Here is a 21,699-nt window from a genome sequence, read left to right on the forward strand (position 1 = left end):
GCTATCGCGCCGCGTAATGCCTATATTTCCGAGGTCAGCGACACTCTTAGAACGTATGAAGCAAGAGATTCACTTTGTGACCGGAAAAGGGGGCGTGGGAAAGTCCGTTATCGCCGCGGCCCTGGCTCTTAAGAAAAGTCGAGAAGGCAAGAAGGTCCTTTTAGTGGAGCTGGGGGATCAAAGTTTTTACAAAGACTTTTTTGACCTTGCCGAGATCACCTTTAAGCCGACTGAAATCAAAAAGAATTTGTCTGTCGCACTGTGGACCGGAGAAGCCTGTTTGCAGGAATACGCGCGCCACCTTATCAAGGTCGAGAGCCTGGCAAAATTATTCTTCGAAAATGCCGTTATGAGGGCTTTCATCAATGTGGCTCCCGGTCTTCCCGAGTTGGCCATTTTGGGTAAGGTCACTAGCAGTCCTCGCCAGCACGGCCCGCCTTTGCCCTATGATGTTTTGGTTGTTGATGCTTTCGCAACAGGCCACTTTCTGGCGCTTTTGGAAGCTCCCAAGGGAATGGCGCAGGCAGTGCAGTTCGGTCCCATGGGCGAACAAAGTCGCAGCATCGATGCGTGTTTACGAAACCAGGATCTTTGCAAGTATCATATCGTCACGCTGCCTGAGGAACTTCCCGTAAAGGAAGCCACAGAGCTTATGCAAAGACTTCAGGCAGAGTTTTCAATCGCCGCCAATCTAATTGTAAATAAGATGATTCAAACTTCAGTATCTGATGAAGAGTTGAAGGCCACGCAAAACGAAAATTCTGACTTAGCAAAATTCGCTGAATATCTAGAGCATCAAATCGTGCATCAAAGAGATATGTGGAACAAGGCCCAAGAAAAAGCCACTACGATGAAAGCGATTCCGCTGTACTTTGAAACAGATGCTTGGGCGTTGGTTGAAAAAGTGGGAGACGTTTTATGAGTCTCGATATTTTCAATAACACGCAAGTTTTGATTTGTGTCGGCAGTGGAGGCGTAGGAAAAACGACCGTTGCGGCTTCGTTGGCCGTGATCGCCGCGAAAGAAGGAAAAAAGGTTTTAGTCCTGACCATCGATCCGGCTAAGCGGTTGGCGCAGACTCTAGGTATTGAAGGCACCAAAGACATCACACGCGTGCCTAACCAAAACTTCAAGGGGGAAATCTATGCCTCCGTCATCGATCACAAAAAAACTTTTGATGACTTTGTCGCCCGCGCGGCAAAAAGAAGCGAAGCTGTTCAGAAGATTTATAAGAATCGACTGTATCAACAGCTTTCAACCAACTTAAGTGGTTCACAAGAATTTACCGCTCTGGAAAAATTGTATTCCGTCTATGAATCAAAAGAATTTGATCTGATCATCTTGGACACACCTCCGACGAAACACGCCATTGATTTTCTTCAGGCGCCGCAGAAGTTGTCAGCGCTTTTCCACGAAGGCGTGGCGAAATGGTTCCGCGATCCCGAAGGAAAAAAATCAGGTTTCTTGGGCCAGCTTTTGCAAACGGGCACTCGACAGGTTTTAAAGATACTTGAAACCCTTACAGGCTCAAATTTCATTCGCGAGTTGGGCGACTTCTTTCTGAATATAGAACAATGGCAGGGCCAGCTACTGAAGCGCACCGTAGATGTGCATCGCATGCTGGTCTCGCCAACCACGCACTTCTGTCTGGTGACGGCCTTTGATCAGGCAAAGCTGAAAGAAGCAGAGTATTTTTCACGAGAGATAAAAAAAGGCGGATATCACCTGACCACCGTTGTGTTAAATCGGGTCTTTCCATATTGGCTGGACCTCCGTTCGGCACAGCAGGATCAAAAAGGTCATGAAGAACTCCTGCGCTTGTACTCGCAAATGCGAAGCTACTACAATCAGAAAGAAGTTCTTTATTCGAAGTTCGAAGCAACTATCAAAAAGGACGCACGAGTTTTTCGCATTCCAGATCTGGTCAAGGATATATCTGACCTGACGGGGCTGGAAGAACTCAGCACGTTGATCGTCGAAGGGGAAAAGAAGCCATGAAAAAGTATTTGATCCTTTTGCCAATCGTCCTTGGTGGTTGCGCCACTTTGCTCGGACAGCGTCCGGCGACTGAGGCAGAACAAGCCGCGCTCCTTGCAAAAAAAGCCGCAGAGGAAGCGGAAATTAAGAACGCGGAAAAAGTTTTGGAAATAGGCCGCTTTAAAGAAGCGCAAATTCTTTTTAAGGATTTCTACGGACGTCATCAACAATCATCATATTATCAAGCAGCTCGTCTTGGTGAAGCCGATGCTCTGCATGGCATGGAAGAGTACCAAAAAGCGGCGGCCTTGTACCGCGACATTTATCTGCGGACGATTCAAGAACAACCCGATATTGCCGCTTTAGCTCTTTATAAAATGTCTTTTACGTATGAGGCTTTGGGCGAAGATGACAAAACAATTGCCGCCCTTCTCGATGCAAAAAAATTAAGTGACCAACTGCCTGTCGAAGTTGCTGAGGCGGAAATTCCGGCCCGCTTGGCAGCCATTTACGGTCGTCAGGGACGCGAGCAAGAAGCTGTAGATTATTTGGGACAAGCAGATAAGGGTGTTGCGAAGGTGATGCAGCAACAACGCACACAGGTTCAGCCAGGGTGGTTAGCGAAAACCTATTTCCAAATGGGATTGGTTTCGACAAATCAACTTTCGGAACAGAATTTTTCTGACTTTGCGCAAGGGCAAAGATGGATTCAAGTGTATTTGTTCAAAGCGATGAAACAGGATGACGAAACGTGGTCAGCCCGCGCCCAGGAAGAGCTCCAAAAAATCTATCGCGATCTTTTTACTCAAGTTGAGTCATCGCAGAATCGTGACATGCAAAGTCGCATGGGTGGGGACCTTTTGGATCTGATGGATCAGGCAGAACTCTACAAACCCATTCTTGGCCAAAAAGAAACTTCATATGAGAAAAGCTTCTTTTCGTATCTAGTGGAAGTTAGAAAGAAATTAGACAAGGTCTTATATGGCAGCGGTGAAACAATGTCGTTGACCGAAGAGTCGCAACGTCTGAACAGCATTAAGCGGGCCGGCCGAGTCAAAGCGGACTCGCTCTTGCCAGAGGAGAAGAAGTCGCCTATACCTCTTCCTCCCAAAGTTGTCCCCGAAGAAGATCCCAATCTGTAGGAATAAGATCGAAGGAGAATCCATGGCGAAACTAACGCTACACAAACAAACTCTCGCCAATATGAATGAAATTTGCGCGTGGTTTTCATCTAAGACCTCGAATCTTTCATACCCTATTTATTCAAGTTATGACATTCGTGATTCGGGCTACAAAGTATCCAATGTCGACGCGAACATTTTTCCGGCTGGTTTCAATAACATTTGCCCCACGGACAAAGAGACCTCGATTGGTTTGATGAATAAATACATCGTCAAACACTATGGCGCCGACGTAAAAAACATTCTGCTCGTGACAGAGGAGCACACCAACAACGCTTTTTACTGGGAAAACGTTCACACGATTCGCAATCTTATTGAGGCCAGCGGTCGTACAGTCAAGGTTGCGATTCCCCGAGAGCTGCCGGAACCCTTAAAGCTAACAAGTTCTGCGGGCAACGAAGTGACGGTTCATTCCGCTTTGAAAGAAGGCGAACTTTTAAAAACCTTCAAGCCGGATCTTATCATCAGCAACAATGACTTTTCTGAAGCCTATGAAGATTGGGCGAAGACGGTCACTGACTTTCCGATGAACCCACCGCGCGAGTTGGGTTGGTATCAGCGCAAAAAAAGCACGTACTTTAAATACTACAACGAGCTTGTGAATGAGTTTGCCGCGATCACAAAAATTGACCCATTTCTTTTGAGAGTCGAAACGGAATTGTTTGAACACTTCGATATTGGCGATGAGAAAAGCCGGGAAGAGTTGGCCGCGCGGGTGGATGCCATGTTGGCGCACTTAAAAGCGGAATATCAAAAACGCGGCATCAATCAAGAGCCCTTCGTTTTTGTGAAGAACAACGCCGGAACCTATGGCTTGGCGGTCATTCGGGTCGGCTCTGGCGCCGAAGTGAAAGAATGGTCTTATAAGTCTCGCAAAAAGATGAAAGCGGCCAAGGGCGGCCGTGATGTGGAAGAAGTCATTATCCAAGAGGGCATTCCCTCGGTGGTTCAGGCAGATGGCGCCAGCGCGGAACCTGTCATTTACATGATCGGCAGCGAGTTGGCCGGCGGGTTCTTGCGCACTCACGCGGAAAAAAGCTCTACCGACAGCCTCAACAGCCCAGGGGCAGTTTATAAAAGATTGTGTGTTTCCGATTTGGCGATCAACACGCCAGGCTGTCCGCAAGAAAACGTCTACGGTTGGACTGCAAAGTTAGGTTTGTTGGCGATTGCTCACGAAGCTCAAGAACTGAATGCCGTTTTCAAAGGATATCAGCCCTCGAGCATGTGTGACAAAAAGGACATCTAAAAACACGCGGGAAGTTCTGTGTCCAGTCGTCCCGTTTCCCCTATCGAGACTATCGTGTCGGTTCCGTAGGGTTGTGGAATGAACTGGACTGAATTATTGAGGGGATTGCGACAGGCGGAGCCGCCCAAACCCAAAGCACGCAAATTCAGCTGTTCATCAAATTCAAAATAACTTTCACCAAAGGTCTGCGCGAAGGGATTCCAGTAGGAAGCGTAATTCACTTCGCCATATTTGAACTGCATCGGGGTTGACGGACTGACGGCGCCTCGGATGGTCACAAGATGACCGTTTTGATGAAAGACCCAATCCGTGCCCGTCACAGTAAAGCGGCCCTTTTCTGTAGCGTATTCCATAAATGGCAGCGCACACTCAGATTGTCTTGCAAATTCAGGCGCAACACGAAGAGTTTTAAATTTTCCTGAAGATTGAAAAGTCACGACGCCCAAGTCCCTTTCATCCGACAGGCAAACAAACTTCACATTGTCGAACTCGAAAGCCTGTTTCCCGGCTAAGACAGCGGCTGCGATAAAGTCGGATTTTTCAAAATAAAGCGCATTGGATTGCCAATAGCCCGCGGCATCTGCGGCGCCTAATGAAAGAACCAAACCGTTATAGGTATAGGTCGTGAAATGCAGCTCTTGCAGAATTTGGATATAGTCAGAAAGCGACAGGCCTTCAAATCCGTGCAAATGGACAAGTCCATTGAACATGCGGATTCTTTCTGAAGTCATTTCGCTGGTTCGAGCCGTCATGAATTCCCGATAAACGATTTCATGCAAAACCAAAGCGGCTTGTTGATTGATATCAAGCTGATTCCATAAAGCAGTGTCTATGATATAGCGATGCTGGTTTAGAGCCGATGGATTTCTTTGGAAGATGACCTGCTTAAGCTGACAATTTGCAGGCAGGGATACGTAGCCCAAATCAGGTGTTTGAACCAGCTCTGTAGAAGGGGTCAGAGCGGTGGATTCTAAGAAAAAATTCTGCGCCCAGGAGTGATAAAGTGAGGCGCGCTGGGCATCTACTTTTTCCAGGCGCGCAATCAGATCATGAACCTTTTCAATGACGTCGAATTGCTGAGAATAAATAAGAGCTCGACCGCTACGTTGACGGGCTTCGTGAATATCCAAAACCACAGGAGCTTGTCCTTCGCAAAAAAGGACAAAACCCGCATTCCCACGATCATACCAGTTGTTTGCCCATGCCGAGGTGCTCGCCAAAAAAAAGAAAGTAAGCAGCCAGATTTTCATTATTTGCCCACCTTCGTGACTGGGAAAAGCTGTACGTTCAAATTATAGACGTCTGTTTTTGGTCCTTGAGTCATCAAGGTGGCCATCTTGCGGCGGAAATTTCTGATCAGTCTTTTCGCTTCGGGAATCTTTTTTCGATTCATGGGGAAAGTGATGGAGGTCACATCTCGCAGATCCAGTGGCACGCGATCCATATTGTCCAGAACTTGAGTGATGGATTGTTTGTGGGACCGTCGCAAGGACTCTGAAGGAATATTGTGAGTTGTTTCTAGCTGCTTCTTTGTGACGATGAATTTTCCGTTTTCAACGGATAGAAGCCCTAGGCGGCGAAGACGATCAATGGCGGCATGGGCTACCTCAACGGGTATATTCAAACGATCCGCTATCCAACCCGCGTGAGGTTGGAAGGTTTTGACGGGAACCAGAGCAAGTATTGCGAAGTGATACCAATCGCAGATAACGCCGAATTCGTCTTCTTTCAACTGCCCTTCTGGTAAAAGGGTTTTTATCTTTTGTTTATCGAATTCGATCAGATTTTTCAGATGTTCAAAATCCGCCTCGGTCATCCCCAGGCCTTTGATGATTTGTCGTCCTGCGGTTTGTGTCATGATTCTACGTCCATTGATATAATCGCTAAGACGACTTGAAGGAATGCCCAGAATTTTTGCGAACTGCGCATTGGTCAGCGCGGGAGAAATAGATCTGCGGCGTTGATATTCATTCAATAGAAATTCAGAGGTCTTGTTCATGGTCTAGGTTTAATACCAGGACCGAAGAGCCAGTCAAAGGTGAAATAGGTCAAAGGAAGCTGAGCCTTTATCGCACTGGTAATTACCGCCTTTTAAGAGAATTTCAGCAGGACCTGGCATCTTAGAAGAAAAATTTTCACAGTGTTCAAGTCTCATTTCGGCCCGACTATAGACCAGAGGCGGAAGAATTCCCAAGACCTGAGAGGGCTGCATGCTATCCTACAAGAAAGAGGGACAGCAAATTTATGAGAAAGTTTTATGGTATTTTTGCGCTGTTTGTTCTGTGCTTTGTATTTGGGTACGGACACATGCATTTCAATACAGATAAACCCCCAATATACAGGGACCCTGCCGCGATCAGAAACAATTTCGACTTCTCTCATCTTCGTGGAGACAAGTTGAACGAAGCCGTAAAGCAACGTCTTCTGACGGGTATGGAGTTTCGTAAGACACCAACCGGGGCGGGAATTGGCCTGGGACACTTTGTCTTTGTAAACGAGAATGGTGAAAAACGTTTAGCGTGTCAGGAATTCGGAACGGTTTCCATCAGTTTTGAGGCCGAAGGCGTTTCGGTTGCCGGTGATAAACCATTGATGGAAGTGGAAGGCCGTTGTGAGTTCTCTCCCGACATGTCTAAGATCAACCCATTGAATATTCCCATTGCGAAGATTGTCGGCGAGCGCCCTGGGGACGGCGAATTTCAATTCAACGAGGGCTCGATGATCACTGTTCGATTTACGAATCTTCCTGAAGAATGGCCGCGCACATGGCTTCTTAAATCTGTGAAGCTTGTGAATGAAAAGCAGTCTGAAGCACTTGTGATCGAAAGTGACGAGGTCGCCAGATACTTGGGACACCCTATGGTGTTTAGCTGGTAACAATCAGTTTTGAAAAATAAAAAACCCCTCTTGAGATCTTCAAGAGGGGTTTTTCGTTTCTGTCATCTAATCTTAGATATGTGCTTTCGCAATTTCTACGAAAGTACGAACCATGACACCTGAAGCGCCCTTTTTAGGGCAGTAAGGAAGGCGGTTGCCAACAGCCCAACCTGTGCCCGCGATATCAAAGTGAGCCCAAGGGATACCTTCGCCTACGAACTGCTCAAGGAATGCCGCCGCAGTTGCTGAACCAGCTCCTTTGCCCGCAGAAATATTTGAAAGATCTGCGTAAGTGCCTTTCATGTCTTTTACATGGAAGTCTGTCAAAGGCATGTTCCATACCCATTCACCGGATTGAACAGCGGCTTTTTCAATTTTACCTTTCAATCCACCGTTGCGAGTGAAGTAACCAGTGTGCGTGTTACCCAAAGCGACAACCATCGCACCCGTCAAAGTCGCGGCATCAACGATAACTTGCGGTTCAAGCTCTGTGGCGTAAGAAAGTGCATCCGCCAAGATCAAACGACCTTCTGCGTCCGTATTGTTCACTTCGAATGTTTTTCCGTTGCGAGCTGTATGTACATCGCCTGGCTTTGTTGCCGCAGGACCGACAAGGTTTTCTGTTGAAGCCACCAAACCAACGGCATTGATCTTAAGTTTCAATTTCGCGATGGCTAGCATTGTCCCGATGACGTTAGCGCCACCGCACATGTCGAACTTCATTTCTTCCATTCCCGCAGACGGCTTAATAGAAATACCACCGCAATCGAATGTTAGACCTTTACCAACGAAGCAAACGGGCTTTTTGGAAGCAGCCGTTCCACGATATTCCATGATGATGAAGCGAGGCTCTTGTGCTGAGCCATTGGAAACGCCCAGAAGTCCGCCCATTTTTTCTTTTTTAATGCGGGCTTTGTCCCAAACAGTGACTTTCACGCCGGTGCCTTTAGCGGCTTCAACCGTTGTGTCCGCCAAAATTGTCGGAGTCATCAAGTTGCCAGGCATATCACCCAGGCGGCGAGAGAAATTCACGCAAGAGCCCAGGATAATACCTTCGGCAAAAGCGGCTTTCATGGCTTTGTCGTTCACTTTAGTAACGACGTGAACATCCAATTCTTTTTCTTCTTTTTTTCCAGACATTAATTCGTTGAAAACATAAGAAGTCAGCATCAAACCTTCTGCCGTAGCCTTGGCAAAGTCAGCAGCATCTTTTTTTCCAGTCGCGACGCCATCGAAGTGGATCGCAGCTTCTTTCACGCCTAGAGCTTTGATGGCTTCATAGGCTGCTGCCATAGATTGGCGAACATTTTCGTGAGTTTGTTGGTTGTCTTTGCCCAGACCCACCACAACCACATGACGGAAGCCTTTGTAGTTCAATTCACGGAAAAGAACCACTTCCTGGTGCTTGCCGGTAATTGCTTTATCGTCCAAAGATGCGGCCAATTTTTTGTGAAGCTCAGAATGAGTCACCTTTGGTGGTTTATCTTTTTGAGAAGAAGCCTTTGAAAACACGACCAAAGCCGGGCAAGTCAAAGTTTCGATGTCTTTATTTAACAAGTTGAAAGCCATATGAACCCCTTAGAATGATTCGGTTTTATGCTGATCAACTAGATGTAGCACAGCAGTTTTACGGGTCAAAGGCTTTTTGATAAAGTCTTGCCTGAGTATTCCGATAGGTAGCACAGTATGACACCTCAATCACAACCACAGGAGACAGCAGAGTGGCACTCATTCCATACGTCATAGAGCAGACATCTAAGGGTGAAAGATCTTACGATATTTACTCCCGCTTATTGAAAGACCGTATCGTGATTCTCGGCACCCAAGTGACGGACGAAATCGCTAACGCGATCATAGCGCAATTCCTGTTTCTTGAGGTCGATAACCCTGAAAAGCCGATCCATTTGTACATCAATTCTCCAGGCGGCAGCGTGTCTGCGGGCTTGGCTATTTACGATATTATGCAATTCGTAAAGTGTGATGTGGCAACCTACTGCATGGGCATGGCGGCAAGCATGGGTTCATTGCTTCTCACGGCGGGTACGAAGGGAATGCGTTATAGCCTTCCGAACACTCGTATTATGATCCATCAGCCTCTTCTTGCAGGAGGCGGGTTGTCAGGACAAGTCACGGATATTGAAATTCATGCGCGTGAGTTGATTAAAACTAAAGAGAAACTCACTCGTATTTATGAAACGCACACGGGCAAACCATACGAATTCTTGAGAGAACAAATGGAAAGGGATAACTTTATGGATCCTTACCAGGCGAAAGAATTCGGCTTGATTGATCATGTCGTTGAATCTCGTAAAGTGAAAAAAGGATAAGAGCAGATGACCACGAAAGACACGAACGGCGCACTAAGATGCAGCTTCTGCGGCAAAGGCCAAAAAGAAGTTAAAAAGCTCATTGCCGGCCCTGGCGTTTACATTTGTGATGAATGTATTGATCTTTGCAATGATATCATTGACGAGGAAAAAGAGCGCGAGACCGCGGTCAAAGGAACCTTTAAAGTTCCCAAACCATCAGATATCAAAACATATCTTGATGACTACGTGATCGGTCAGGTGCAAGCGAAGAAAACGTTGGCGGTGGCGGTTCACAATCACTATAAACGTGTCAACGCGATGTCGAATGGTAAAAAATCTGCGGACGTAGAAATGCAGAAATCCAACATTCTTCTTATCGGCCCTACGGGTTCGGGTAAGACGTTGTTGGCTCAGACCATCGCGAAAATTTTGAATGTGCCTTTTGCAATGGCCGATGCCACGACCTTGACGGAAGCTGGCTACGTCGGTGAAGACGTTGAAAACGTGGTTTTGAATCTGCTTCAGGCCTCTGATTACGACGTGGAAAAAGCTCAGCGTGGCGTTATCTATGTGGACGAGATCGATAAGATCTCTCGTAAATCAGAAAACCCCTCCATCACTCGCGACGTGAGTGGTGAGGGTGTTCAGCAGGCATTGTTGAAAATTCTTGAGGGCACCGTGGCGAATTTGCCTCCTAAGGGCGGTCGTAAACATCCTCAACAAGAGTTCATCCAAGTGGATACGACGAACATCTTATTCATCGTGGGTGGCGCTTTCGTAGGTCTTGATAAGATCATTGAAAACCGCACATCCAATAAAACGATGGGTATCGCCGCTGATATTCGCACTTCTGACGAAGTGGAAAAGTCTTCGAACCTACTAGCGAAAGTAGAGCCCGATGACTTGTCGAAATTCGGTTTGATCCCAGAGTTCATCGGTCGTCTTCCGGCGATCGCAGTTCTTGCTCCTCTGGACGAAGAGGCCTTGATGGATATTTTGGTTCGCCCTAAAAATGCGATCACCAAACAATACCAAAGACTTTTCAGCTTCGAAGGTGTGGAACTGAAGTTCACTGACAAAGCTCTTCGTGCCGTGGCCCAACTTGCCCTCAAACGCAAAACTGGAGCCCGCGGTCTGCGTGGCGTACTTGAAACCGCCATGTTGGATATTATGTACGACATTCCTTCCAAAAATAATGTGAAGGAAGTCATCATCGACGAAAACGTGATCAACGAAGGCGCTCAGCCAATGTTGGTCTACAAAACCGATGAAGAAATCCAAGCCGAAGAAGAAGCAAAAAAGAAAAGCTCCGCTTAGTAAAAGGTGCCAGGGGACTTTTTACAACCGGCACGCGTCAAAAACCCAAGGTCTTTGCCTTGGGTTTTTTATTTTCCTTTTTTCAGCAGAAACTGTTTTCTCACAGAGACATCTCTCACAACTCTGATTTACCACAGGTAAAAATTTATTGAATTCTTGAAGCCCCGCTCTCCGCGCTATTTTGAAGTATAACTCAAAATACACGACCCACATCGCACAGAGAGGTTTTTGTGTCCCATAAAAGGCTTTGGATACTTTTTTCGTTGGTGATTGTCCTGTCCTTCGCAACGCTCCTTTATTATGGGGCGGAAATTTACCGAGAGGCTCCGCCGTGGCCACAACAGGTTGTCACCGAAAATGGCACGGTGATTTTTTTGGGAGATGACGTCAAAAACGGCATGAATGTTTGGCAATCGATTGGAGGACAGCAACTGGGGTCGGTGTGGGGGCATGGTGCTTATGTGGCTCCCGACTGGAGCGCGGACTGGCTGCATCGTGAAGCCACATTCATGCTTTATGAGATGGCCAAGTCTCGATATCAAAAAGAACTCGCCTCGTTAAGTGATGCGGAAAAAGCAGGGCTGCAAGAGGATCTAAAAAAAGAGCTTCGGCGTAACACCTATGACCCGGCTTCAGGTGCCATCCGGATCAGCGAATTGCGGGCCCGGGCCATAGCCGAAAACATGCGACACTATTCAAGTCTTTTTATGAATGGGGAGGACACCGCCGGGCTTCGCGAAGATTACGCCATACCCGCCAACACGATCAAAGATCCTGAGCGAATGAAGATGATGAACGCATTTTTCTTTTGGTCATCGTGGGCCTGTGTGACGGAGCGCCCGGGGCAGAAAATCACGTATACCAATAATTGGCCTCCGGATAAGTTGGTGGGAAACGAACCAACCGGAGCGCTGATTTTGTGGACGGGCTTTAGCGTGGTTCTTCTTTTGGCGGGGATTGCTCTTTTGGCATTTTACTATGCCGTCAATCATGGCGAAGAAATAGATAACGAAAAGCTTCCAAAGTTGGATCCGTTGCTGGGATTGCAACCAACTCCTTCAATGAAAGCCACTTTGAAATATTTCTGGGTGGTGTGTGCTTTGATGGTCGTACAGGTAATTTTGGGAGCCGTGACGGCCCATTACGGCGTCGAAGGTGGCGCATTTTACGGATTTCCGTTGGCCGAGTGGCTTCCTTATTCTGTCACCCGGACCTGGCATGTTCAGCTAGGCATTTTCTGGATCGCAACTTCTTGGCTGGCGACGGGACTATTTATTGCGCCGGCGGTCTCTGAATACGAACCCAAATATCAGGCGGCGGGAGTTCATTTTCTATTTATCGCGCTTTTGATTATTGTCGTGGGCTCTTTGGCCGGACAGTGGATGGGAGTCATGCAGAAATTGGGCTTTGAAGCGAACTTCTGGTTTGGCCATCAAGGTTACGAGTATGTCGACCTTGGCAGATTCTGGCAGTCGTTTTTGTTGATAGGTCTGTTTCTTTGGTTGTTTCTTATGGCCCGAGCGATTTGGCCCGCATTTAAAAAACAACGAGAAAATCGTCACCTGCTATCCATGTTTATGATCGCCTCCGCAGCTATCGCAATATTTTATGGAGCGGGTTTCATGTGGGGGCGTCACACGAATCTAGCCATTGCCGAGTATTGGAGATGGTGGGTCGTGCATCTATGGGTCGAAGGCTTTTTCGAAGTCTTTGCAACAGTTGTGATCGCGTTCCTCTTTACTCGAATGGGACTTATCAATACGAAGGTGGCAACCTTAAGTGTGCTGTTTTCCACAATCGTTTTTTTGGCGGGTGGTATCCTAGGAACTTTTCATCACTTGTATTTCACCGGCACACCCACAGCGGTCCTGGCCTTGGGCGCGACATTCAGTGCTCTTGAAGTTGTACCGTTGGTTTTGTTGGGTTTTGAAGGATACAGTCACTTCAAAGTCAGCAAAGCTGCGAAGTGGTTGCAGGCTTATAAGTGGCCTATTTACTTCTTTATCTCCGTCGCATTCTGGAATTTGCTAGGCGCGGGAATTTTTGGATTTCTTATCAATCCACCCATTGCTTTGTATTACATGCAGGGATTGAACACGACGCCCGTTCATGGGCACACGGCGCTTTTTGGTGTTTATGGAATGCTTGGAATCGGACTGATGTTATTTGTCTTAAAAGGAATGGCCTCACGACATCTATGGAAAGATGGAGTGATCTCGTTTGCTTTCTGGACCATCAATATCGGATTGGCTTTGATGGTCTTTATTAGCGTTTTACCTATCGGCTTCTTACAAACGCTCGCGAGCGTTGAGCATGGGTTTTGGTACGCTCGCTCTGCCGAATTTATGCAGCAACCGGGAATGGATACTTTGCGATGGCTTCGAGTTATAGGGGATACCATATTTTCAATTGGCATTCTTGCCCTGGGATATTACGTTATAGGTCTAAAGCTAGGTTATTCAGTTAAAGAAACAGTCGATCTTTCAGAGGGAAATCACCCATCAGGGTCGCAGGATTAGAACATGATGTTCGGAAGGAGGTTCTTTGTGAATTTTCAATATAGGAAACCTTGGATTTACGGTGCAGTTGCCTTAGCCGCCGCCTTGGTCGTGGGTGTAACAAGCTGCACTCGAAAAGAGTCTGATGGTGACAGTTCAGATAAATGGGAAGCGCCATCTGCGAAAATTGCCGAGGACAATGTCGACATTGAAAAGTTACCCGTCGAAGAATTTAAAGCTCTTCCACCTCCTCAGGTTCCGCCACCGATTTCGCGAAAAGACCCTGCCCGGGTTAAAATTCATCTCGAAGTCCGTGAACAAGTCGGAAAACTGGCTGACGGTGTTGAGTACACCTTCTGGACCTTTGGCGGAACAGTCCCAGGTCCTATGATTCGCATTAAAGAGGGCGACTATGTCGACTTTACCCTTTCCAATCATCCGGACAGCAAACTTCCCCATAATATTGACCTTCACGCGGTCACAGGAGCAGGCGGAGGAGCTGAAGGATCATTCACAGCACCTGGACATTCGTCTACATTTTCTTTCCGCGCTCTGAACGCCGGTCTTTACATTTATCACTGCGCGACGGCTCCGGTTGGGATGCATATCGCCAATGGAATGTATGGTCTGATCTATGTTGAACCAAAACATGGTCTGCCGAAAGTGGACAAAGAATTTTACGTAGTGCAAGGGGACTTCTACACCAAAGGAAAATTTGGCGAGCGAGGTTTGCAAGCTTTTGACATGGAAAAAGCAATTAAAGAGCAACCCGATTACGTGGTCTTTAACGGAGCTGTCGGAGCACTGACTGACAACAATGCTTTGATGGCTAATCAAGGTGAAACTGTTCGACTTTTTGTAGGTAATGGAGGTCCGAATCTTTCGTCTTCTTTCCACGTCATTGGCGAAATCTTTGACCATGTCTATCAAGAAGGCGGAACAAAAGTTTCGCAGAAAAATGTTCAGACCACTATGATTCCCGCCGGAGGCGCCGCTATTGTCGACTTCCGAATGGATACACCAGGTAACTTTATCTTGGTGGATCACGCGATTTTCCGTGCCTTCAATAAAGGTGCTTTGGGCATGCTGAAGGTTCCGGGAGAGCATAATAGCAAGGTTTATACTGGTAAAACTAAAGACGCCGTTTACTTGCCAGAGGGGCAAAACATCGTCCCTATTTCGCAAGAACAAAGGAAAGAACCACCTGCGGGAGATTCTTTGGAAGCTCGTATGCGCGCCGGTGAAATCGTTTACAAGCAGAACTGTTTGGCCTGTCATCAGGCGGGTGGCGAAGGAGTTCCGAATGCCTTTCCTCCTTTGGCAAAATCAGACTTCTTGATGGCGGACAAAAAACGAGCGATTCAGACAGTCGCCAATGGTCTTCAGGGCCAGATCACTGTGAATGGAAAAAGCTATAACAGTATCATGCCGGCATTGGGACTTTCCGATGACGATATTGCCAACGTTCTTACCTATGTTCGCAATAGCTTTGGCAATAAAGGGGATCTCGTTACTTTAGACGAGGTTAAAAGAGCGAAAAAATGAAATCAGTGATTTGGCTGGCTCTGTTTTTCTGGGGTTCAGTCGCCATCAGTGCCGAGGGAACGAACGATGTGATCGTTCCTTCTGGCACTTTTCAACTTTTGTTTCAGGATAAAGGCGAATCCGCAAGCCGCATTGGGCGTCTTAAAGTCAATCGGACGCCGGTGACGAATGCTCAGTTCTTGGCGTTTGTGAAAGCGCAGCCTGAGTGGTCTCGGTCCAAGGTGAAACCCTTGTACGCCGATGGTTCCTATTTGAAAAAGTGGAATGGCGATTTGAGTTTTGATTCAAAATTTGCAAATTTCCCAGTGGTGAATATTTCTTGGTTTGCAGCCAGGGCATATTGCAAGTCGCGCGGACAGCGGTTGCCGACGATCGCAGAATGGGAATATTTTAGTGATGCGCAAAATCCTCAAGCCGAAGCGGAAACTTTGCGATGGTACGCAAAAGGTCAAGAGGATCTGCGTGGAGTGGGTTTGGGAAAACCAAATAAATTCGGCTTGCACGACACCGCTGGACTAGTGTGGGAGTGGGTCGAGGACTTTTCTTCCGCGATTATGCCCGGGGATTCTCGGGAAGGTCCCGCACGCGATATGTTCTGCGGGGGGGCTGCTTTGAATGCCAAGAACCCGAAACAATATGCCGCTTTTATGCGTTATGCTTTACGATCCAGTTTACGCGCACAGTATACGACATCTTCTTTGGGATTCAGATGTGTGCAAGATTTTTAGGAGGTTTTTAATGAAGACATTAATTTTTATAATTCTATTTTTCTCTCTACCATTGTTGGCTCACGAAGCACATCATCACCACGAAGATGCGGAGATGAGCGCAGGCACGCCAGTTCCCGGGGCGTCCATTTATCAACTGGAAGGTTCCTGGACGAAGATGAATGGCGAGAAGATGAAGTTAAGCTCTCTCCGCGGGGAACCTCGCCTGGTGGCTATGCTGTACACTCGTTGCCAAACGGCTTGTCCTTTGTTGGTAGACGATATTCAGGCGATCTTTAAAAAAATTCCTGAAACTAAAAAGAACATGCCTGTGACCCTGTTCTCGTTTGATTCGGACCACGAGACTTCGGAAACAATGCAACAGTTTCTTAGTAAAAGAAAGTTGGGAAAGAATTGGTCGGTGATGAAAAGCGATGCCTCGACAGTGACTGAGCTGGCGGCTGCTTTGGGAGTGAGATTTAAGAAGCTTCCTAACGGTGAATATATTCATTCAAACTCAGTGTTCTTGTTGGATGGTGAAGGTGTCGTGATTGCCCAGAAGGATGGTCTGAATACTAAAGATCAAAAATTTGTCGACGAGATTAAGAAGTTGAAATAGAGCAGGAACTGCTTCAAAAGAGAGATTCCTTTCCTCTAAAAATTGCAGCGGCGTCATGTTTTTAAGACTCTGTTTGTATAAAGACACGACGTCCGCTTTCTTATTTATAGTCTGAAAACCCTTTTCTAAGATCTATTTCGGAAAAGGGGGATATATGAAGGAGCAAGTCATTGCTGGCATGCTCACTCTGTCCTTAGCTCTGGGATTTATTTTTTCCATCGAAGTATTAGCACAAAACAATCGATCACTTTTGGATCCGTGTGTGTCGGAACTTCAAAAGTTTTGCCAGAATGCTGAGCCAGGCGGAGGAGCTTTTTTAACTTGTTTGGATGAAAACAGCGAGAAACTTTCTGAGGACTGTCGTACTAGGCGCGTGGTTAAATGTTTGCGTGATCATACGACGGATCTTTCCAACGCCTGCAAGGTGGGTTTGGATAATTCCCTGCAAAACAAAAAAAATCAGCTACAAAGTCAATGGCCATAAAGGACGGGCGGTTCCTCCGCTCGTTTTCCACAAAATTTTCCACGGGCATTTAAGAAGGAAGAGCTGTCAGATCTTTGCGAAGCATTTCAACAAGAAGATGGAAGTCCACGGGCTTGCTTAGAAAGCGCGAAGCCCCCAGGCTATCCGCTTTAATGCGATACTCAGGGGATTCATAAGCGCTCACCATATACACCGGAATGCTGCTATTGAATTCATGAACTTTCTGCAGAAGTTCAAATCCATCCATGCCGGGCATATTGATATCTGAAAGTATAAGATCAACCCGGGGAATGTCTTTTCGGTGCAAATAGTCCAGGCACTCTTGCGCGCTCAAAAAGGACACCAGATTTAGCTCGCCCAAAGTGGGAATGAGTTTTTTGAATTTCAGTTTATAGAGAAGATGCGTATCCGCCTCGTCATCTACAATCACAATATGAATCATTACGTCAGTCTTTCATGTACAAGAGGAATGGCCAAAACGAACTCTGTCCATTGGCCAAACTCACTCGTATATCTTAGGGTTCCTCCATGTTTTTGAGCAATATTAAATGCAACAGTCAAACCCAAACCCGCGCCTTCGCCTGCGGACTTTGTTGTCAAAAAAGGATCGAAAATTTTTTCACCTAAAATTGCGGGAATCCCGACGCCGTTATCGCGGATAATAATTTCGACCATGTCCCCACGCACGACAGTTGCTAATGTGAGTTCGGGCTCGAAATTTTTATTGATAAGAACTTTCTTTTCCAAGGCGTGGATAGCGTTGTCGATGACGTTGGTTAGAGCACGTAATAAAGACGTAGCGTAAACAGGCACCGAAATATCGTCAGCCAGGCGATAGGTCACCTTTGGCGGTACGTAGGCAGAACTCAGGGCTCGATTGGAAATCGTATCCTGATAGGCACGTTTGATGATTTCGTTGATGTCTGTGACTTCCAGCACGTCACTGTCATATCCAGACAAAATCTGCATCGAGCGTACAATCTGATCGATGCGTTGGCTGTGCTTTAAAATAACGCGGCTGACTTCTTTCACCTCATCCAGGTTTTCCGAATCAGTAAGGAGCTCACTGAAATTTAAGACGAAATTAAGAGGGTTGCGAATCTCATGCGCGACACTCGCGGTCAGACTGCCCAAAGAGGCCAAACGTTCTTGCGCCACCAAAGTCGCCTGCATGCGTTTGATTTGCAGCATGGCCTTCTCTAAGCTTTCATTTTTAGTGGTCAACTGACGCGTGCGTTCCGTCACTTTTTGTTCCAGGGCCATATTCAGAGTTTCCAACTTCTGATTCGCTTCCAGGCGCTCGGATCGGAACTGGTTGATCGAATCGACTAGGACATCCAGTTCGTCTTCACCTTGGTGGGATCGCCTTTTAAGTTCCAGACTGCGGTTTTCGCGCACGCCGATGCCTTTTAGGTAGTCAGCGATGCGCTGAATGTGAACGACGAGAATACGGTTGAAGATAAAGTACAGACAGAAAACCACCACCAGCGTTTTGGCGGCCTGGCGGATGAAGATTAAAAACGCCTCTTCAAAATATTTCTGGCGCAAGCTGCGTACATCCAACTCGACATCAAGGGTACCCAAAATTTCGTTGGTGTTTTTATGATAGATATCAAAGCGCTTGTGATTTTCTTCGGTGGGCTCAGTTTGTCCCGATTCGTAGATTGTTTTGTTGTCCGCCACAAGACGAAGGTAGCTAACCCCCTGCAAACGGCTAAGTCCGTCCAGCTGTATTTCTAGCAGTCTGGTGTCATAAGACCAAAGATGTTCCGCCATCGAGTCGAGGTAGGAGTTTTTGATGATAACGAAGTTGTTCTGAAGCTTATCAAAATCGCGTTGATAGTCCATGATCAGCTGAAATGCCGTTAGAATCAATGTGGCAAAGGAACTCACTGCCCATGTCGCGATGAGGAGCTTTAAAGAAAGAGAGTTTCTGCGGAGCCAATGCCTGGAGTCTCTGGGTGTCACAGTGCACTTATCGAACAATTTATTGAAAATTGGCATGAAAATCGAATGGCCTGGTATTACATTTAAGAAAGATTCTCAAAATCCGACACAAATAAGAATACTTTTCGGCTAACATCACCCTTCTTTATGATGCCCATAAAATGAGCAAATGAACATATGGCAAGGGCCAGAACTCTTTTTTTTCCGAATATATTTACTTCCCAGTAATCGTACTCATAGTTAGACTGAGTACAGGAATCTAACGAAGGTTGAAACGGATTTTTAACCGGAGTTGATTTGGCTCGAGTCTGAGAAGGAACGAGTCTGCTCGTTAACCCAAGGGAGGGAGATATATGAGCGAGGGAAAAGTTCAACAACTACCACTTTTGCCCCTAAGAGACCTCATCATTTTTCCGCATATGATGATGCCTTTGTTTGTCGGCCGCGAAAAGAGCATCAATGCTCTTGAAGAGGCGATGAGCAAACAAACAGACATCGTTCTAGCGGCGCAAAAAGATGCCAAGACGAACAATCCCGAGCCCAAAGATATCTTTGCTATCGGTACAGTCGGTACAATTATCCAACTACTGCGTTTGCCAGATGGAACTGTAAAAGTTCTGGTCGAAGGTAAACGTCGTGTAAAGATTAAGAATTTCGTAAACAACGACAACTTCTTCATGGTTTCCTGTGAAGCCTTGGATGAAGATTCTACAAACATCGTAGAAGCCCAAGCCCTTGTTCGCTCCGTAAAATCGACTTTCGAAACTTATGTGAAGCTGAATAAGCGCATTCCACCAGAAATCTTGATGCGCGTATCGACGATCGAGAATCCAGGTGAGTTGGCGGACATTATCGTTGCTCAATTGAACTTGAAACTCGAAGACAAGCAGGCCGTTCTAGAGATCATTGATCCTTCAAAACGTCTTGAGCACTTGTTGAATCTAATGACAGGTGAAATCGAGATCCTTGAAGTAGAGAAAAAGATCCGCACTCGCGTGAAGAAACAAATGGAGCGCTCTCAAAAAGAGTACTATTTGAATGAACAAATGCAGGCGATCCAAAAAGAGCTTGGTGAAAAAGACGACTACCAAGCCGAACTTCAGGATTTAGAAGTAAAAACTAAAGCTAAGAAAATGTCCCAAGAAGCCAAAGACAAGGTCATGAAAGAGATTAAAAAACTCAAAATGATGTCACCGATGTCTGCGGAAGCGACCGTGGTTCGTAACTACATCGACTGGGTTCTTTCTCTTCCTTGGTATGACTATAACGAAGAGAAGCATGATCTTAAGAATGCTCAACGCATCCTTGATGATGATCACTGGGGCTTGGAAAAAGTAAAAGACCGTATTCTTGAATACCTTGCCGTTCTTTCAATTTCGAAAGACATGAAGGGTCCAATCCTTTGTTTGGCAGGTCCTCCAGGGGTCGGTAAGACATCTCTTGCAAGATCGATTGCTGAATCTTTGAATCGTCCTTTCGCGCGTATCTCTTTGGGTGGCGTGCGTGACGAAGCAGAGATCCGCGGTCACAGAAAAACTTACGTCGGTGCGATGCCAGGTAAAATCCTGCAAGCACTTCGTAAAGTCGACAAAGGGAATCCGCTTGTGTTGCTCGATGAGATCGACAAAATGGCGAATGATTTCCGTGGTGACCCAGCAGCGGCCATGCTTGAGGTTTTGGATCCTGAGCAAAACAACAACTTCCAAGATCACTACTTGGAGCTTGAATACGACCTTTCAAAAGTGATGTTTATCGCGACAGCGAACTCATTGCATACAATTCCAAGACCTCTTTTGGATCGTATGGAGATCATCAATCTTGAAGGCTACATTGAGCAGGAAAAATTCCATATCGCTAAGAACTATCTAGTTCCTAAGCAATTGGAAAACCATGGATTGAAAAATTATAAAGTCACGATCAAAGACGAAACGATCCGCGACATCATTCGTTACTACACGAAGGAAGCCGGCGTCCGTAACTTAGAAAGACAAATGGCCAATGTGTGCCGTAAGGTCGCTAAGGAAATCGTGATGGGCGAAACTGTTGAAAACTTCAAAGCTGAAGGCGCCAAAGCCGCTAAAAAAGGCTCTGCCAAGAAAGCTTCGAAAACGACAGAAAAATCCGCTAACGGCAAAAATGCCGGTTACGTGGTGACTCCACAAAAACTTGTGGAATTGCTAGGTCCTCACAAGTTCAAGTTCGGCGTGATCGAGACGGAAAACGAAATCGGTTTAACGAACGGTATGGCTTGGACGGAAGTGGGCGGTGATCTTCTGGCTGTCGAAGTGAGTGTGGTGCCTGGTAAAGGCAAATTCACAGTCACGGGTCAGCTGGGCGATGTGATGAAAGAATCTTGTTCCGCAGCGATGAGCTACGTTCGCTCCAGAGGTCCTTTGTTCGGTTTGGATAAAGAGTACTTCTCGAACATCGACGTGCACATCCATTTGCCAGAGGGCGCTGTTCCTAAAGACGGTCCTTCAGCGGGTATCGCACTGACGACTTCGATTGTTTCGGCGATCATGAAAGTTCCAGTGAAGAGAACTGTGGCAATGACGGGAGAAATTTCACTTCGCGGTCGCGTGATGGCGATCGGTGGTTTGAAAGAAAAGATTCTTGCGGCTCACCGCGGTGGCATCAAGATCATCATCTGTCCTAAGGAAAACGAAAAAGATCTTAAGGACATTCCTAAGGAAGTGATGAAAGACTTGAAGGTCATCTTGGTAGACCACGTGGATCAAGTGTTGATCAACGCTTTGGACATCAAATCTCCAAAAGAACTTTTCAAAGTTCAAAAAGAGACTGAGTTCGGAATCAAAGCTCAATACACAGGCCAGTCTGTGCACCATCATCACTAAGAACTAAGAAAAATCTGAAAGCGAAGGGTCGGTAGAAATACCGACCCTTTTTTTGTTCATTTTTTAAAGCTAAATAGGGCGCGAAGCTCTTTGGTGGCTCGCACATGTGAGGGGAAAATGCCGTACTAAAAAGT

The 21,699-nt window shown here is 46.5% G+C and carries 18 protein-coding genes; 13 read left to right on the top strand and 5 right to left on the bottom strand.

Annotated features, from left to right (window positions below):
• Positions 1–55: 55 nt before the first annotated feature.
• The 4 genes from OM95_RS11170 to gshA are packed head-to-tail and all read left to right on the top strand — an operon-like array spanning position 56 to position 4,407.
• A complete protein-coding gene (locus tag OM95_RS11170) occupies positions 56–922 on the top strand; it encodes an ArsA family ATPase (protein WP_291516179.1) in 867 nt (288 codons plus the stop codon).
• Complete coding sequence (locus OM95_RS11175) at positions 919–1,998, top strand: ArsA-related P-loop ATPase (RefSeq protein WP_041873753.1); 1,080 nt, start codon at positions 919–921, stop codon at positions 1,996–1,998. Before OM95_RS11170 ends, OM95_RS11175 begins: the two co-directional genes overlap by 4 nt.
• Positions 1,995–3,119: a hypothetical protein gene (locus tag OM95_RS11180; RefSeq protein ID WP_041873756.1), complete on the top strand. Its 1,125-nt coding sequence runs from the start codon at positions 1,995–1,997 to the stop codon at positions 3,117–3,119. Before OM95_RS11175 ends, OM95_RS11180 begins: the two co-directional genes overlap by 4 nt.
• Positions 3,120–3,141: 22 nt before the next feature.
• Positions 3,142–4,407 carry a glutamate--cysteine ligase gene (gene gshA, locus OM95_RS11185; RefSeq protein WP_041873758.1) on the top strand — a complete coding sequence of 422 codons (1,266 nt, stop codon included), beginning with the start codon at positions 3,142–3,144 and terminating at the stop codon, positions 4,405–4,407.
• On the opposite strand, the gene OM95_RS11190 is transcribed toward gshA, so the two are convergent.
• The gene (locus OM95_RS11190) at positions 4,404–5,657 is read right to left on the bottom strand and encodes a hypothetical protein (protein ID WP_041873761.1); all 1,254 of its coding nucleotides are present in this window, start codon (positions 5,655–5,657) and stop codon (positions 4,404–4,406) included. The two genes, gshA and OM95_RS11190, sit on opposite strands and share 4 nt — an antisense overlap.
• A complete protein-coding gene (locus OM95_RS11195; protein WP_041873764.1) occupies positions 5,657–6,406 on the bottom strand; it encodes a TIGR02147 family protein in 750 nt (249 codons plus the stop codon). Before OM95_RS11195 ends, OM95_RS11190 begins: the two co-directional genes overlap by 1 nt.
• A 245-nt stretch (positions 6,407–6,651) precedes the next feature.
• Here OM95_RS11195 and OM95_RS11205 point away from each other — a divergent pair, with 245 nt between their 5' ends.
• Entirely contained in the window at positions 6,652–7,284 is a 633-nt protein-coding gene (locus OM95_RS11205; RefSeq protein WP_041873767.1) for a hypothetical protein, read from the top strand.
• Between the two features lie 72 nt (positions 7,285–7,356).
• Here OM95_RS11205 and OM95_RS11210 read toward each other — a convergent pair whose 3' ends face one another.
• Positions 7,357–8,853, bottom strand: coding sequence for a leucyl aminopeptidase (locus tag OM95_RS11210; RefSeq protein ID WP_041873768.1), 1,497 nt, complete (start codon positions 8,851–8,853; stop codon positions 7,357–7,359).
• Positions 8,854–9,005: 152 nt separating this feature from the next.
• Here OM95_RS11210 and OM95_RS11215 point away from each other — a divergent pair, with 152 nt between their 5' ends.
• The 7 genes from OM95_RS11215 (at position 9,006) to OM95_RS11245 (ending at position 16,763) form a co-directional block, all read left to right on the top strand.
• Positions 9,006–9,611 (top strand): ATP-dependent Clp protease proteolytic subunit, encoded by a 606-nt coding sequence (locus tag OM95_RS11215; RefSeq protein WP_041873771.1) that lies wholly within the window; start codon positions 9,006–9,008, stop codon positions 9,609–9,611.
• A gap of 6 nt (positions 9,612–9,617) precedes the next feature.
• Positions 9,618–10,910, top strand: a complete 1,293-nt coding sequence (gene clpX / locus OM95_RS11220; RefSeq protein WP_041873774.1) for an ATP-dependent Clp protease ATP-binding subunit ClpX — start codon at positions 9,618–9,620, stop codon at positions 10,908–10,910.
• Positions 10,911–11,140: 230 nt separating this feature from the next.
• Positions 11,141–13,429 (top strand): nitric-oxide reductase large subunit, encoded by a 2,289-nt coding sequence (locus tag OM95_RS11225; protein WP_041873776.1) that lies wholly within the window; start codon positions 11,141–11,143, stop codon positions 13,427–13,429.
• A gap of 27 nt (positions 13,430–13,456) precedes the next feature.
• Positions 13,457–14,953, top strand: coding sequence for a copper-containing nitrite reductase (gene nirK, locus OM95_RS11230; RefSeq protein ID WP_291516181.1), 1,497 nt, complete (start codon positions 13,457–13,459; stop codon positions 14,951–14,953).
• On the top strand, positions 14,950–15,681 hold the full coding sequence (locus tag OM95_RS11235; protein ID WP_291516183.1) for a formylglycine-generating enzyme family protein: 732 nt from the start codon (positions 14,950–14,952) through the stop codon (positions 15,679–15,681). The genes nirK and OM95_RS11235 overlap by 4 nt, the downstream gene beginning before the upstream one ends.
• Positions 15,682–15,691: 10 nt before the next feature.
• On the top strand, positions 15,692–16,279 hold the full coding sequence (locus OM95_RS11240; protein ID WP_291516185.1) for an SCO family protein: 588 nt from the start codon (positions 15,692–15,694) through the stop codon (positions 16,277–16,279).
• Positions 16,280–16,433: 154 nt separating this feature from the next.
• Positions 16,434–16,763 carry a cysteine rich repeat-containing protein gene (locus OM95_RS11245; protein ID WP_041873782.1) on the top strand — a complete coding sequence of 110 codons (330 nt, stop codon included), beginning with the start codon at positions 16,434–16,436 and terminating at the stop codon, positions 16,761–16,763.
• Between the two features lie 49 nt (positions 16,764–16,812).
• On the opposite strand, the gene OM95_RS11250 is transcribed toward OM95_RS11245, so the two are convergent.
• Both OM95_RS11250 and OM95_RS11255 read right to left on the bottom strand, forming a co-directional pair.
• The gene (locus OM95_RS11250) at positions 16,813–17,205 is read right to left on the bottom strand and encodes a response regulator (RefSeq protein ID WP_291516187.1); all 393 of its coding nucleotides are present in this window, start codon (positions 17,203–17,205) and stop codon (positions 16,813–16,815) included.
• On the bottom strand, positions 17,205–18,656 hold the full coding sequence (locus tag OM95_RS11255; protein ID WP_291516189.1) for an ATP-binding protein: 1,452 nt from the start codon (positions 18,654–18,656) through the stop codon (positions 17,205–17,207). Before OM95_RS11255 ends, OM95_RS11250 begins: the two co-directional genes overlap by 1 nt.
• Positions 18,657–19,063: 407 nt before the next feature.
• Between OM95_RS11255 and lon the strand changes: the two genes are divergently transcribed.
• A complete protein-coding gene (lon, locus tag OM95_RS11260) occupies positions 19,064–21,565 on the top strand; it encodes an endopeptidase La (RefSeq protein ID WP_041873785.1) in 2,502 nt (833 codons plus the stop codon).
• Positions 21,566–21,699 lie beyond the last annotated feature (134 nt).

This window comes from Bdellovibrio sp. ArHS (assembly GCF_000786105.1).
Taxonomy (GTDB): domain Bacteria; phylum Bdellovibrionota; class Bdellovibrionia; order Bdellovibrionales; family Bdellovibrionaceae; genus Bdellovibrio.

Excerpts from the sequence above, each read along its gene's own strand:
- OM95_RS11175 (WP_041873753.1), top strand. The coding sequence starts at position 919 with ATGAGTCTCGATATTTTCAATAACACGCAAGTTTTGATTTGTGTCGGC.
- OM95_RS11235 (WP_291516183.1), top strand. The coding sequence starts at position 14,950 with ATGAAATCAGTGATTTGGCTGGCTCTGTTTTTCTGGGGTTCAGTCGCC.
- OM95_RS11210 (WP_041873768.1), bottom strand. The coding sequence starts at position 8,853 with ATGGCTTTCAACTTGTTAAATAAAGACATCGAAACTTTGACTTGCCCG.
- gshA (WP_041873758.1), top strand. The coding sequence starts at position 3,142 with ATGGCGAAACTAACGCTACACAAACAAACTCTCGCCAATATGAATGAA.
- lon (WP_041873785.1), top strand. The coding sequence starts at position 19,064 with ATGAGCGAGGGAAAAGTTCAACAACTACCACTTTTGCCCCTAAGAGAC.
- OM95_RS11195 (WP_041873764.1), bottom strand. The coding sequence starts at position 6,406 with ATGAACAAGACCTCTGAATTTCTATTGAATGAATATCAACGCCGCAGA.
- OM95_RS11205 (WP_041873767.1), top strand. The coding sequence starts at position 6,652 with ATGAGAAAGTTTTATGGTATTTTTGCGCTGTTTGTTCTGTGCTTTGTA.
- OM95_RS11180 (WP_041873756.1), top strand. The coding sequence starts at position 1,995 with ATGAAAAAGTATTTGATCCTTTTGCCAATCGTCCTTGGTGGTTGCGCC.
- OM95_RS11240 (WP_291516185.1), top strand. The coding sequence starts at position 15,692 with ATGAAGACATTAATTTTTATAATTCTATTTTTCTCTCTACCATTGTTG.
- OM95_RS11190 (WP_041873761.1), bottom strand. The coding sequence starts at position 5,657 with ATGAAAATCTGGCTGCTTACTTTCTTTTTTTTGGCGAGCACCTCGGCA.
- clpX (WP_041873774.1), top strand. The coding sequence starts at position 9,618 with ATGACCACGAAAGACACGAACGGCGCACTAAGATGCAGCTTCTGCGGC.
- OM95_RS11170 (WP_291516179.1), top strand. The coding sequence starts at position 56 with ATGAAGCAAGAGATTCACTTTGTGACCGGAAAAGGGGGCGTGGGAAAG.
- OM95_RS11250 (WP_291516187.1), bottom strand. The coding sequence starts at position 17,205 with ATGATTCATATTGTGATTGTAGATGACGAGGCGGATACGCATCTTCTC.
- OM95_RS11245 (WP_041873782.1), top strand. The coding sequence starts at position 16,434 with ATGAAGGAGCAAGTCATTGCTGGCATGCTCACTCTGTCCTTAGCTCTG.